Source organism: Minwuia sp. IMCC3009 (genome assembly GCF_029909415.1).
Lineage (GTDB): Bacteria > Pseudomonadota > Alphaproteobacteria > Minwuiales > Minwuiaceae > Minwuia.
In genome coordinates this window covers 3,654,737-3,667,462 of sequence record NZ_CP123781.1, presented here as the reverse complement: position 1 = coordinate 3,667,462, position 12,726 = coordinate 3,654,737, and the positions used below count along the sequence as shown (strand labels likewise).

At 64.4% G+C, this 12,726-nt stretch carries 12 protein-coding genes; 5 read left to right on the top strand and 7 right to left on the bottom strand.

From position 1 onward, the window contains the following. Positions 1 to 6: 6 nt before the first annotated feature. Positions 7 to 1,173, top strand: coding sequence for an acyl-CoA dehydrogenase family protein (locus QGV55_RS17140; RefSeq protein ID WP_281019422.1), 1,167 nt, complete (start codon positions 7 to 9; stop codon positions 1,171 to 1,173). A 524-nt stretch (positions 1,174 to 1,697) separates the two neighbouring features. Here QGV55_RS17140 and QGV55_RS17135 read toward each other — a convergent pair. Continuing rightward, positions 1,698 to 2,588 (bottom strand): LysR family transcriptional regulator, encoded by an 891-nt coding sequence (locus tag QGV55_RS17135; protein WP_281019423.1) that lies wholly within the window; start codon positions 2,586 to 2,588, stop codon positions 1,698 to 1,700. Between the two features lie 75 nt (positions 2,589 to 2,663). Then, positions 2,664 to 3,626: a thioredoxin-disulfide reductase gene (trxB, locus tag QGV55_RS17130; protein WP_281019424.1), complete on the bottom strand. Its 963-nt coding sequence runs from the start codon at positions 3,624 to 3,626 to the stop codon at positions 2,664 to 2,666. A 102-nt stretch (positions 3,627 to 3,728) separates the two neighbouring features. Between trxB and QGV55_RS17125 the strand changes: the two genes are divergently transcribed. Beyond that, a complete protein-coding gene (locus QGV55_RS17125) occupies positions 3,729 to 5,150 on the top strand; it encodes a pyridoxal-dependent decarboxylase (RefSeq protein WP_281019425.1) in 1,422 nt (473 codons plus the stop codon). A gap of 333 nt (positions 5,151 to 5,483) precedes the next feature. Here QGV55_RS17125 and QGV55_RS17120 read toward each other — a convergent pair whose 3' ends face one another. Both QGV55_RS17120 and QGV55_RS17115 read right to left on the bottom strand, forming a co-directional pair. Further along, entirely contained in the window at positions 5,484 to 6,275 is a 792-nt protein-coding gene (locus tag QGV55_RS17120) for an SDR family oxidoreductase (RefSeq protein ID WP_281019426.1), read from the bottom strand. Between the two features lie 2 nt (positions 6,276 to 6,277). Next, positions 6,278 to 7,255 carry a calcium/sodium antiporter gene (locus tag QGV55_RS17115; RefSeq protein ID WP_281019858.1) on the bottom strand — a complete coding sequence of 326 codons (978 nt, stop codon included), beginning with the start codon at positions 7,253 to 7,255 and terminating at the stop codon, positions 6,278 to 6,280. A 211-nt stretch (positions 7,256 to 7,466) separates the two neighbouring features. Here QGV55_RS17115 and QGV55_RS17110 point away from each other — a divergent pair, with 211 nt between their 5' ends. The 3 genes from QGV55_RS17110 to QGV55_RS17100 all read left to right on the top strand — a co-directional run bounded on the left by QGV55_RS17110 (position 7,467) and on the right by QGV55_RS17100 (position 9,617). After that, on the top strand, positions 7,467 to 7,742 hold the full coding sequence (locus tag QGV55_RS17110) for a hypothetical protein (RefSeq protein ID WP_281019427.1): 276 nt from the start codon (positions 7,467 to 7,469) through the stop codon (positions 7,740 to 7,742). A gap of 86 nt (positions 7,743 to 7,828) precedes the next feature. After that, entirely contained in the window at positions 7,829 to 8,308 is a 480-nt protein-coding gene (locus tag QGV55_RS17105) for an SH3 domain-containing protein (protein ID WP_281019428.1), read from the top strand. A 37-nt stretch (positions 8,309 to 8,345) separates the two neighbouring features. Then, positions 8,346 to 9,617: a flavin-dependent oxidoreductase gene (locus tag QGV55_RS17100; protein WP_281019429.1), complete on the top strand. Its 1,272-nt coding sequence runs from the start codon at positions 8,346 to 8,348 to the stop codon at positions 9,615 to 9,617. Here the strand turns inward: QGV55_RS17100 and QGV55_RS17095 are convergent, their stop codons facing one another. From QGV55_RS17095 to QGV55_RS17085, 3 genes are all read right to left on the bottom strand, one after another. Next, positions 9,618 to 10,967, bottom strand: a complete 1,350-nt coding sequence (locus tag QGV55_RS17095; protein ID WP_281019430.1) for an O-antigen ligase family protein — start codon at positions 10,965 to 10,967, stop codon at positions 9,618 to 9,620. Further along, positions 10,964 to 11,689 carry a hypothetical protein gene (locus tag QGV55_RS17090; protein ID WP_281019431.1) on the bottom strand — a complete coding sequence of 242 codons (726 nt, stop codon included), beginning with the start codon at positions 11,687 to 11,689 and terminating at the stop codon, positions 10,964 to 10,966. Before QGV55_RS17090 ends, QGV55_RS17095 begins: the two co-directional genes overlap by 4 nt. A gap of 203 nt (positions 11,690 to 11,892) precedes the next feature. Beyond that, the gene (locus tag QGV55_RS17085) at positions 11,893 to 12,672 is read right to left on the bottom strand and encodes a YdcF family protein (RefSeq protein WP_281019432.1); all 780 of its coding nucleotides are present in this window, start codon (positions 12,670 to 12,672) and stop codon (positions 11,893 to 11,895) included. Between the last annotated feature and the right edge of the window lie 54 nt (positions 12,673 to 12,726).

Sequence of the window (12,726 nt, the reverse complement as noted above, 5' to 3'; positions counted from 1 at the left end):
CACGTGATGGATTTCGAACTGAGTGAAGAGCACCGGATGCTGCGCGACCTGGTGCAGCGGTTCGTGCAGGACGAACTCATGCCGCTGGAGCCGGAGGTGCTGGCGCGGGAGGCACGGGGCGAGGGTGCGGCCCTGTCGTCGGAGGAGCGCGCGCGCATCGATGCCCGCTCGCGGGAACTCGGGCTCTGGGGTCTGGACGCGCCGGAGGATGTCGGCGGCGTCGACCTGCCCACCGTGGCGATGATCGGGGTCAACATCGAACTCGGGCGCACCGTCACCCCCTACATGCTGCCGCCGGACTCGCCGAACCTGCGGATGCTGATGGCCACGGTGAACGAGGACCAGCGCAAGCGCTATCTGGAACCCTATGTGAAGGGCGGCACGGTCTCCGCCATCGGCATCTCGGAACCCGGTGCCGGGGCGGATCCGGCCGGCATGCGGACGCGCGCGGTGCGGGACGGGGATGACTGGGTCATCAACGGCTCCAAGATCTGGATCAGCCGGGCCGAGGAAGCGGATTTCACCATCCTGATGGCCGTGACGGACCGGGAGAAGGGCGCGCGCGGCGGCATCTCCGCCTTTCTGGTTGACCGGGGCACGCCGGGTTTCAACATCGCGCGGCGTATCCCGATGATCGGCGGGGCCTTCACCTACGAGATCGCGCTGGAGGATTGCCGGGTGCCGCACGCCAATCTGCTGGGGAAGGAGGGACAGGGGTTCGCGCCGATGCAGGTCCGCCTGTCCACCCGCAGGCTGGAGATGGCGTCATGGTGCATCGGCATGGCGGAGCGCGCACTGGAGATGATCTGCGAATTCGCCCCCCAGCGGCAGACTTTCGGCGCCCCGCTGGCCGAGCGCCAGGCGATCCAGTGGTGGGTTGCCGACGCCGCCGCGAAGATCCGGGCCAGTCGCCTGATGGCCTATGAGACCGCCTGGAAGCTGGATGAGGGACAGGATGTCCGCACCGATGTCTCCATGATCAAGGTCTATGCCACGGAGATGGCCTGGGAAGTCTTGGACAATGCCATGCAGACCTTTGGTGCCATGGGAATGACCCGAGAACTGCCGCTGCACCAGATGGCTGCCCAGATCCGGCTGATGCGCATCTACGACGGACCGTCCGAAGTTCATCGCTGGGTCGTCGCGCGGAAACTGCTGGGCCTGAAGCGCTAGACTGCAGTCGTCTGATGGCCCCGGCCTGCCCTCTCCCCCTCCCGACCACCCACGGGGCTATCCTAATGGGTGGTCGGGAGGGGGAGAGGGCAGGCCGGGGTCCACATATGAATCGCGAGAGGGCAGGCCGGGGTCCGCACATGAATCGCGCGGGGGACACGATCGCCGTCCTGTTTCCGGTCATTGCACCGGTTTCGCCACCAGTTCCTGAGCCGCTGTTCATTTTTGGCTGACGCAAAAAAAAGGCGGGTCGCGAACGACCCGCCGAGTCAAACAGGGAGGCTTCACGTCTGGGAGACGTCGGACATTGCTGAACAGGGAGGCGCCAGGAATGCCCGGTGATATTGCGCTGCAACATCGACAGGAGGAGATTTAGGGTTTCCGTCTGCGGAAATAAAGGGCAGCGCCTGCACGCGGGCCATGCAGTTTGCGAATGGCTTGGGAGGCGCAGTATTCCGCGGGTTTCTCGTCACACGTGAATACTACTTGCGGGTTGTTGCAAATAGGCCATGCCGCCAAAATGGTCAGAAACGGGTTTCTGCGACCTTCTGGATCAGGAAATCGCGGAAAACGGTGATGCGTTTGGAGTTCCGCAACTCTTCCGGATAGACGAAGTAGGTTTCGAACTTCGGCCCGGCCACGTCATCCAGCACGCGAACCGGCTGGGTGTGGCCCTGAACGATGTAGTCCGGCAGGGCACCGATACCGAGCCCGCTCTGAACCGCCAGCAGCAGGCCGTAGATATTGTTGACCTTCAGCACCGGATTGCGCGGCTTGTCCGGATTGGCGCCAAGCTCCATCAGCCATTCGCTGGCGCGGACCGGATTCGGTGTGTCATCGCCGTAGACGATCAGCGAATGACGGTCGAGATCCTCCGGTGACTTCGGCATGCCCCGACGCTTCACATAGTCCGGCGACGCATAGAGGTGGAAATTCACCGTCATCAGCTTCCGCTGCACCAGGTCGGGCTGGGTCGGCGGCCAGAGCCGGATGGCGATGTCCGCCTCCCGCATCGTCAGGTCGACCTCGCCATCGGTCAGCACCATGTTGACGTTGATATCGGGATAGGCCTCGATGAATTCGCGGATGCGCGGGGTCAGCCAGGTCGAACCAAGCCCGATGGTCGTCGAGACCTTCAGTTCGCCGCGCGGCTTTTCCTTGGCATCGGTCAGCATCGCCTCCGCCATCGCCAGCTTGGCGAACACGTCCCGGGCGGTCTGATAGAGCAGTTCGCCCTGCTCCGTCAGGATCAGGCCGCGGGCATGGCGGCGGAACAGGGTGGTGCGCAGGCTTTCCTCCAGGGCACTGACCTGACGGCTGACAGCCGACTGGCTGAGATTCAGCAGGTCACCTGCGTGAGTGAAGCTTCCGGCCTCGGCGACCGTGTGAAATATGCGCAGCTTGTCCCAATCCATGGTGGGGAAAATATCCTTCCCGACGGAATCGACAAGCAAAATCAGGAAGATTCGCCGTCGGGCTGCTATGCGGTGCTATTCGGCGGCCTCCGCCAACTCGTTCGCGGCGATGAACTTCTCCGCTTCCAGCGCTGCCATGCATCCCGTACCGGCGGCCGTGACGGCCTGGCGATAGGTCTTGTCCTGAACGTCGCCGGCGGCGAAGACTCCGGCAATGCTGGTCGCCGTCGAATCCGGCGCGGTGATCAGATAACCTTCGGAATCCATTGCCAGCTGATCCCGGAACAGTCCGGTATTGGGGTCGTGGCCAATGGCGATGAAGACGCCATGCATGGGAATCTCGCGCATTTCTCCGGTCGCGACGTGGCGCAGTCGCACGGCGCTGACGCCCGGCGGGTCCTGCTCACCCAGCACTTCCTCCAGCACATGGTCCCAGACGCACTCGATCTTCGGGTGTTTCAGGACACGGTCCTGCAGGATCTTCTCCGCCTTGAGCTGATCACGACGATGCACCAGCCAGACCTTGGTGGCGAAATTGGTCAGGAACAGGGCTTCCTCGGCTGCCGTGTTGCCGCCCCCGACGACGCAGACTTCCTTGCCGCGATAGAAGAAACCGTCGCAGGTGGCACAGGCGGAAACGCCGAACCCCTGGTACTTCTGCTCGCTTTCCAGCCCCAGCCAGCGGGCCGAGGCGCCGGTGGAGATGATCAGCGTCTCGCCGATGTAGGTGTCGCCATTGTCGCCCCGGGCAACGAAGGGACGGCTGTTCAGGTCCACTTCCGCGATGATGTCATGGATGATCCGGGTGCCGACATGGGCTGCCTGCTGCTCCATCTGCTGCATCAGCCAGGGACCCTGGATGACTTCCGCAAAGCCGGGATAGTTCTCCACATCCGTGGTGATGGTCAGCTGGCCCCCCGGCTGGATGCCATGCACCATGACCGGTTCCAGCCCGGCACGGGCGGCATAGACGGCCGCAGTACAGCCTGCCGGGCCGGAGCCGATGATCAGAACCTTCGTGTGAATTGTCTCGGCCATGATCCCGCTCCCTTGCATCCGGTTGGCACACGCTATTTCGCATCGTCCGCGCGCATGTCAAGTTGAGTCCCCGACGATCACAGCACGGTACCGGACATTGCCATGGATATAGACGAATTCCGCAGCCACGCCCATCAGATGGTGGACTGGATGGCCGACTACATGGACCGGGTGGAGAATCTGCCGGTTCGCGCGCAGACGGCCCCGGGTGATGTCGATGCGACCCTGCCCCGCGCAGCGCCGGAACATGGTGAGCCCATCAGCGAGATCATGGCGGATTTCAACCGGGACATCATGCCTGGCATCACCCATTGGCAGCACCCCAGCTTCTTCGCCTACTTTCCGGCAAATTCCAGCCCGCCCTCTGTGCTTGCGGAGATGCTGACGGCGACCATCGGTGCCCAGTGCATGCTGTGGCAGACCTCCCCCGCCGCGACGGAGATGGAAACCCGGGTGCTGGACTGGCTGCGTCAGATGATCGGGCTGGAAGAGGGGTTTCACGGGGTTATCCAGGATTCGGCCTCCGGCGCGATTCTCTGCGCCCTGCTGACCGCGCGGGAGCGGGTGACCGGTGACGATGCCAACGAGAACGGGCTGGCAGGTACTACGCCGCTGGCTGTCTATTGCTCCGACCAGACCCATACGGCGACGGAGAAGGGTGCCAAGATCGCGGGCTATGGCCGGCGCTTCGTGCGCAAGATCGCCACCGACGCGCGGTTCGCGATGCGTCCCGAGGCGCTGGAGGCCGCGATCCGGGCCGACATCGCGGCAGGGATCCGTCCCGCCTGTGTCGTCGCCTCCCTGGGGGCGACGGGTGTCGGCGCCGTGGACCCGCTGGCGACCATTGGCGAGATCTGTGCCCGCCATGACATCTTCTTCCACGTGGATGCCGCCTGGGCGGGCTCGGCCCTGATCCTGCCGGAGCATCGCTGGATGCTGGAGGGGCAGGGCCAGGTCGACAGTCTGGTCTTCAATCCGCACAAGTGGCTGCTGACCAACTTCGATTGCGCCGCACACTATGTCCGTGACCCGGAAGCCCTGATCCGCACCTTCGCCATTGATGCGGCCTTCCTGCAGAGCCGGGAAGGGCGGCAGGTGATCGATTACCGGGACTGGGGCGTGCCACTGGGGCGACGGTTCCGGGCACTGAAACTCTGGTTCGTGCTGCGCAGCTATGGTGTCGAGCGGTTGCAGCAGATCCTGCGCAGCCATATCTCGATGGCGGAAGGGCTGGAGCGGACGATTGATGCCACCCCGGATTTCGAACTGGTGGCACCGCGGGTGCTCTCGCTGCTGAACTTCCGCTTCCACCCGGAGGGGGCCGGTGATGATGCCTGCGATGTCCTGAACGAGCGTCTGCTGCACGCCCTCAACGATTCCGGCGATGCCTATTTCACGCCCAACCGGGTCAATGGGCGCTATGCCATCCGCATCTCGATCGGTCAGACCCGGACCGAACAGCGCCACGTCGATGCCGCCTGGGACCTGATCTGCACAACGGCGCGGTCTTTGCCCAGGAATTGACCGCCTCCGTTTCGGGCAGACATAAAGGTCAGGGCCATTGACGGGAAAAATGCTCCACGAGTCCTGTGGATAACCTTGTTGGCCAATTCGAGAGAGAAGGTCTAGTCGCCCGTAATCATTACGGTTTCGTTACGCTGCCTAATTTTTGTGCAATATAATTAACATATTGATTTAATTGATATTTTTTTGCATTTCAGCAAATACGAAGGGAAATTCCTTGTGTTTCCGGGGGTTGTGCGCACCTGCCCCGATCCCTGTGCAAATCGAATTGAGGGAGTCAACCCGCCAAAACAGCATTGGATCAATTTGTCTGTGACTTTCCTGTGGCCTCGGTCACCCGTCCAGGTCGGCCACTTCACCGGTCAGCGGCGGCCATGGCAGGAACTGGCCACCATCCAGCGCGAGCATCTGACCGGTCATCGCCGGCGCGTCGAGCAGAAAGGTCACGGCAGCCGCGATCTCGTCCGGCTCGGCACCGCGTTGCAGCAGTGTTGACTGCCACTGCCTTTCGAACTGTTCCGCCGTCTGCCGCTCGTTCGCCAGCACCGGCCCGGGGCCGATCCCGTTGACGCGGATCCTTGGGGCCAGTGCCATCGCCAGGGTCTGCGTCAGGGACAGCAGCCCGGCCTTGGAGACGGTATAGGACGTGAACCAGGGCGTCGGTTTCCAGACCCTCTGGTCGATGATGTTGATGATGTTGCCACCACGATCCTCCGGCAGCGCCCTGGCAAACGCCTGGGCGAGCAGCAGGGGCGCCTTCAGATTGACGGAGAGGTGGGCGTCCAGGCTGTCCGGTGTCAGGGACCGGATCGAATCGTTCTCGAACAGGGATGCGTTGTTGACCAGCAGATCAATGGGCCGGTCGAGCGCCGTTGCGGCCCTGGGCAGCAGGTCGGCTGTTGCGGCACTGTCCGTCAGGTCTGCCGCCACCGTCACGGTATGCACACCGTGCGCCCGGATCTCCGCCGCCGTCTGTTCGGCCTCTTCCGCCGAATTCCGGTAGTGAATGGCCACATCCGTGCCATTGGCGGCAAGCTGCAGGGCAATTGCCCGCCCGATCCGCACTGCGCCGCCCGTGATCAGGGCCGCGGATGCACCAACGGTCGAGGGGACCTTGCTGCGCATGGTCAGAGCCCGGCGAGCTTGCTGACCGGCATGCCGGAGACGCCGTGGAACTGGGCCAGCACGTAGCCGGCGTAGGCCAGCAGGAAAATGACCCCGGCGACCCGTCCGACCGGTATGCGTGCGAACGCGAACGGGAACAGCACCAGTGCTGCGCCCAGCATCACCCAGAGGTCGAACTCCAGCATCTGCGGCGGCACCGGAATGTGACTGACCATGGCGGTGATGCCCAGGATGCCGAGAATGTTGAAGAGGTTGGAGCCGAGCACATTGCCGATGGCGACATCACCGTGGCGCCGGAATGCGGCAACGGTTGTCGTCGCCAGCTCCGGCAGCGAGGTGCCCAGCGCCACGAGCGTCACACCGATGACTTCCTCGGACACGCCAGCGGAGCGGGCAATGTCGCGCGCGCCTTCCACCAGCAGGTGCGAGCCGGCGACCAGACCAGCGACACCGACGACCATCAGCGCGATGATGATCATGGGATTGCCCGGCACGCCTTCACCAAGTTCCTCGACCTCATCGGACAGGCTCTGGTTTCCGTCACGACGGGCCTGACGATAGGCGTTGAACAGGAAACCGATCAGCAGCAGCAACAGCAGCAGGCCCGGCCAGAACCGGATGCCGTCGAACCAGGCGATCAGGATGACCAGCGCAGACGCGGCCACCATGGCCACACCTTCCCGCCGCATCACGCCGCGCTCGCAGAGGAACGGCGCGATCAGGGCCGGCAATCCGACCACCAGCAGCACATTGGCGATGTTCGATCCGACAACGTTGCCGATGGCGATACCCGGCGCGTCCTCCAGCGCCGCCTGAACACAGACCAGAAGTTCCGGCGCGGATGTTCCGAAGGCAACGACTGTCAGGCCGATCACCAGCCGCGAGACACCCAGGCGGTCGGCCAGCGCGACGGCGGCACGCACCAGCGCCTCACCACCGACAAGAAGCAGCACAAGGCCGAGTGCCACCATTCCATACATCAGCAACAGACGATTCCCCCTGGGCGTTTGGCGTTCACTCTCGTTCTTCTCCGGCACCGGGCATCAGCATCATATGGCGATGGTCTCGCCGGATTGAACCGCCATCACGCAGGTCTCTCTGGCATGCGGACCGGCGAGGTGCAATCTTCCAAGATTGCAATCCGTCACCATATGATGATTCATGCCCTGACCGTATTGCAGGAAGGTCACAATGCCGATCGTGCGAACTATCCTGATGGAGGCTGCGCGGCGTATCGCCAGCAATCCCGAGCTGCGTGCCCGTGCGGTCAATGTCGCACAGCAGGAAGTGCTGCCGCGGGCGAAGACCGTCGCGCGCAAGGCGGGGGAGGAAACCCTGCGGCAACGCGAGCTGCTGCGTGCCGACATCAACGCCGCGCGCGAACGTGCCGGGGAACAGGCCTCCAATGCCGAAGTGGCCGGGCGGCTGCTGCGTCGTGTCGCGAAGCGGGTACGCGACGGGGAGTGATCCGGCTGGCAGTATCTGCGGGTTGATTCGTCGCCCCGGTTGCCTGTTGCCTGTTGATTGTTTCGGTCATGTACCTGCCTAGACTGTTGTGCCTCGCACTTCTGCTGCTGCTGCCGCCGCCCGCCGCCGTCCAGGCGGTCGAAGGCCCCGCCGCGACCGAAGGCAGCGTGACGGGACTGCCCCTGCCGCGATTCGTCTCCATCAAGGCCGGAAAGGCCAACCTGCGCGCCGGGCCGGGCCAGAAGTATCCGGTGCGCTGGACCTATCTGCGCCGCAACCTGCCGGTCCAGATCGTGGGCGAGCACGAGAACTGGCGCGAGATTCGCGATCCCTGGGGAGAGGAGGGCTGGCTGCATGCCAGTCTTCTCTCCGGTCGGCGCACGGCCGTGGTCCGCGGTGACCTGGTGGCGTTGCGTGACGGATCGGATGAAGCAGCCCCTGTGCTGATGTATCTTGAACGGCGGGTGATCGTGACGGTGGAGGCCTGCCGGGCGTCCTGGTGCAGGATCAGCGTCGATGGTCGCGCGGGATGGCTTCCCGCCGATGCGGTCTATGGTGCCGACTGACAATGGTCGAGTGGGTCGGCAGTACGGGGAGGGCGTGATGAAGGTGATCATCGTCGGCGGAGGCATTTGCGGCCTGACCACGGCGCTCAGTCTGCACAGGGCGGGGATCGACTGCATGATATACGAGGCGGCGGCGGAACTGCGTGCGCTGGGGGTCGGCATCAACCTGCTGCCCCATGCGGTGCGGGAACTGGTGGAGCTGGGGCTGGGCGACGAACTCGCCAGGGTGGCGATCCCGACCGCTGAACTGATCTATGCGAACCGGCACGGGCAACGGATCTGGCAGGAGCCGCGCGGCCTGGATGCAGGCTACAACTGGCCACAGTATTCGGTGGCCAGGGGCGACCTGCAGATGATCCTGTTGCAGGCCGTGCGGGACCGGCTGGGGGCTGATGCGATCCGCACGGATCATGCGTTTGTCGATCTGGATCAGGATGATTCAGGGGTCACGGCCCGTTTCGTCCACCGCAGTGACGGCAGCGCGGCGGATCCGGTCAGGGGGGATGTCCTGATTGGTGCGGACGGGATCCACTCCGCCGTGCGGGGACAGTTCTACCCGGATGAAGGCGATCCGATCTGGAACGGCTGCGTCCTCTGGCGCGCGACAACGGTGGGGGAACCGTTCCTGACGGGCCGGTCCATGGTGATGGCCGGACACGCCGACCAGAAGTTCGTCTGCTATCCGGTCAGCCGTGAACTGCATGATCAGGGCAGGTCGCTGATCAACTGGATCGCGGAGATCAGATATCCGACCGATACACCCTGGCCGAGGGAGGACTGGAACCGGCCCGGCAGCATCGACACCTTCCTGCCCGCCTTCCTGGACTGGGATTTCGGCTGGCTGAAGGTGCCCGACATCATCCGCCGCGCGCAGGCGATCTATGAATTCCCGATGGTCGATCGTGATCCGGTCGCATCCTGGTGCTTCGGACGGGTGGTGCTGGCCGGTGATGCGGCGCATCCGATGTATCCCATCGGCTCCAACGGTGCGTCTCAGTCGATCATCGATGCCCGTGTGCTGGCGCGGCATCTGGCGTTGAGCGAGACGCCCGGGCAGGCGCTGCAGCTGTTCGATGCCGAACGACGGCCCCCGACCTCCGCCATCGTGCTGGCCAACCGTGGCAACGGACCGGAGCAGGTGATGCAGATGGTCGAGGAGCGTGCGCCTGACGGATTCGGCGATGTGCACGATGTCATCAGCCCGGTGGAGCTTGAGGAAGTCTCAGCCCGCTACAAGATGACTGCCGGTTTCGTGCCGGAGGCGCTGAACAGCCGCGCCTCGCTGGATGCCCATGTGTCGGGGCGATGATCAGGCCGCCGAGCGTCTGGGTGCCGTGGACCAGCTCTGCGCCCAGCTGATGCCGGTCAGCAGGACAAACAGGTAGACGACCGCTGGCCGGTGCAGCGGATAGTCGATGGTGTCGTGCAGTGCCGCCATCACGAACAGCACAAGGCCCAGGGCCGCATAGTGATTGTCGCGCCGCCGTTCGATGAATCCGGCTGACAGCCGCCAGCCGAGCAGGGCCAGCGCGATCCAGAACATCAGCGCCACCACCGGCCCCATCTCCACCATGTGTTCGATGAAGATGTTGTGGGCTGCATCCCAGCGATAGAAGTACAGCTCCTCGAACTTCCAGGGCTCCGCCGCGATCTCGAAGGTGCCGAGACCGGTACCGGCGAGGGGGCCTGACAGGATCATGTCGATGCCGGTGCTGAACATCATCGCCCGCTCCAGCAGCCCGGCGGTTCCGACGGTGGTGCCGCTCAACTGGGCAATGGCGAGGGTCAGCACCAGCGGTACCGCGACCGCGATCACCAGCAGGATGCGGGCCGTTGCCTTCCTCAAAAGGGGGGGCAGGAACGCCAGGAGCAGCAGGGCGGCCATGCCTGCGAGACTGTTTGCCAGGCCTGCGCGGGAACCCGCGAACCAGATGCTGACCAGGGCAACGGGAATCGAGAGCAGCAGAATGATGCGAAGTGTCCGCTCGACCGGCTTGCTGAAGGTTGCGGTCTTGCCATCGGCGGCCAGATAGGACCGGAACAGCCATGAGGTGCCACAGATCAGGAACATGCCGGCGTAGAAGGCGTAGGAATTCGGGCTTTCGATCGTGGCTGCGGCGACAGGTTCGAGGGTTCGCCGCGCCACCCCGAATATCTCGTTGCTGCCGGCCGCGAACTCCATCAGCCCATAGGCGTTGTAGGCCAGACCGAACAGGGCGACGGCCAGCAGGACCGTGTTCGCCAGGGTCTGGTACCGTCCCAGCCTGCACCCGATCCAGAAGATCATGGCATAGGAGATCAGTCGCATGGCGAACTGGCTGCTCCGGTCCTGATCCAGCGTGATGCGGCCCGCGGCGTCGACCCGGTCATAGGCCGGATGCCAGAGCATCGACGGCAGCCCGTCCATGGACTGCACGAGGCCCCAGAGGACGACAGCCAGAAACAGCAGGATCGGCCAGCGCAGGCGCTGCATCGTCTCAATGGCCGACCGGCGGTCCGTCAGGTCGCACACCGCGGAGAACAGGAAGATCAGTGCGGCCGCGAGCGAGAGCGGGATCCAGAACCAGGGTCTGTAGCCACCGAGTGGAACAACGGAGAGCAGTACGAAGGCAAGTGTCGCGACCAGCAGCGCGACATCAACGCCGCGTGGACCCCTCACTGGGCCTCGGAAACGAGATCGGCCCAGACCCAGATTTCCTGCCCGGCGTCAGCCACCGGTTCCAGGATCTGGTAGTGTCCCCAACCCTCGTCCAGCTCCAGCCGCAGCAGGCGGTGTTCCTGACCCAGCCGCGCGACGATCGGGAACGACGTTCCGGGACCTGCCCTGCCGTTCACGGTCGCGCCGGTCACCCGCCAGATCGTGGCCGGTTCGGCCGGGGCCGGGGGGGCTGTCTCGGATTCGATCGTGGGCTCCGGATCACGCCGCGGTACGGTCTCGGTGCGCAGGCTGCCGGCCTCTGGTGCCGCCGCCGCGCGGGCATCAGCCGCAGGGGCGGCCGACGGCAGTGCGGTGACATCGTCCCGCCCGATCACCGACCGTCCGTCCCGATCCAGCCGGACCAGACGCCAGCAATCCGCCCTTGTCTGGATACGGTCACAGACAAGCTGCGCCACGCCGTAGAAGGGTTCGGTGCGTCCGTCCGCGGCTGCATTGCCACGGAAGTCCCATTCGTTGGCAGCCACCTGGATACCGGGCACCAGCGTGATGACCTGCAGACTCGACAGATCATCAAGCATGGCCCGAATGCCGGTCGCGATCGTCGACTGCCGCTCGGCCACCTTCGCCTGTTCGGGGCTCCGACCGGATGTCAGGTAAAGAACCCCGACAACTGCTAGCGCCAGAATGACGATGCCGGTAACGAACCATTCCAGCTGCTTCATCTGTACATCCCGAAAAGAAACCCTCAGACACGCGGCGCGCCCGTTCCGGCAGACCGCTTCCAGCCGCTTTCAGGCGGGTTGTGAAACCCGCGTTCAACGGTTGGTTTGTCTATAGATGAGGCCTGCCCCGCGTCAAGCTTGCGTCATGCAGTGATGCCGGTATTCGCGGCAGCCGTCACGATGCCCCTGAATGCAGGCGGCTTTCATTCGGCGCGATCAAGCAACCGGTAGACAAGCAGCCCCAGGTGTTCCTTGAATGCCAGTGTGGTCTGGCCCAGGGCGCCTGCGTTGGGAATGAGGTCGAGCACCGTGAAGCGCCCGCCTTCGGTGAGGCTGATCTCTGCCGTCGCGGGAATCACGTTCAGGCCTGCCCTGGTGAAGGTCGCAAGCGCCCGGCGCATGTGCGTTCCCGAAGTGACCAGCAGCACGGGCCCCGATATGTCGGCCCCGATCACGCGGCGCGCGCCCAGGGCGTTCTCCCAGGTATTCTGGCTGCCGGTCTCGATATCGATGTCCCCGGCAGGTACGCCCCATGCCACCAGCAGATCCTTGATGGATCTGGCTTCCGAGGGTGCTTCCGGGGTCCATGGCGTATTCCCGCCGACCACCAGCAGGCGAGGCACCCTGCCCTGCCGGTGCAGCTGTGCCGCGAACCATACCCTGTCCACGCCGCCGCCCAGATCGGGAGCAACCCGTGGCGGTGCCGCGCCGCCGAGCGCGCCGCCGAGCACGATCGCCAGGTCCGACCGCGGTGTGTCCGCAACGGATCTGGGCGGGTAGTCCTGTTCCAGCAGGCGCGTCAGCCAGGCGGCCGTCGGCGAAATCGAGGCGACCCAGAGCACGATCAGACCGCCGACAATCGTGGTGGTGCCGATACGGGTGCGCCGGAACAGCAGAAACAGCAGTCCCAGGACCATCAGGGCAATCGACATGCCGAGTGGAAAGACCAGCGTCTGCAGGACTTTGGATAGAAAAACCGTCACGGTGTCCGCATCCTCGACCCATGCCCGTTCGCCGCCGGATTGCCGGCGACCTTC

Coding starts and splice junctions, on each gene's coding strand:
- QGV55_RS17140 (WP_281019422.1), top strand. CDS start 7: ATGGATTTCGAACTGAGTGAAGAGCACCGGATGCTGCGCGACCTGGTG.
- QGV55_RS17135 (WP_281019423.1), bottom strand. CDS start 2,588: ATGGATTGGGACAAGCTGCGCATATTTCACACGGTCGCCGAGGCCGGA.
- trxB (WP_281019424.1), bottom strand. CDS start 3,626: ATGGCCGAGACAATTCACACGAAGGTTCTGATCATCGGCTCCGGCCCG.
- QGV55_RS17125 (WP_281019425.1), top strand. CDS start 3,729: ATGGATATAGACGAATTCCGCAGCCACGCCCATCAGATGGTGGACTGG.
- QGV55_RS17120 (WP_281019426.1), bottom strand. CDS start 6,275: ATGCGCAGCAAGGTCCCCTCGACCGTTGGTGCATCCGCGGCCCTGATC.
- QGV55_RS17115 (WP_281019858.1), bottom strand. CDS start 7,255: ATGTATGGAATGGTGGCACTCGGCCTTGTGCTGCTTCTTGTCGGTGGT.
- QGV55_RS17110 (WP_281019427.1), top strand. CDS start 7,467: ATGCCGATCGTGCGAACTATCCTGATGGAGGCTGCGCGGCGTATCGCC.
- QGV55_RS17100 (WP_281019429.1), top strand. CDS start 8,346: ATGAAGGTGATCATCGTCGGCGGAGGCATTTGCGGCCTGACCACGGCG.
- QGV55_RS17090 (WP_281019431.1), bottom strand. CDS start 11,689: ATGAAGCAGCTGGAATGGTTCGTTACCGGCATCGTCATTCTGGCGCTA.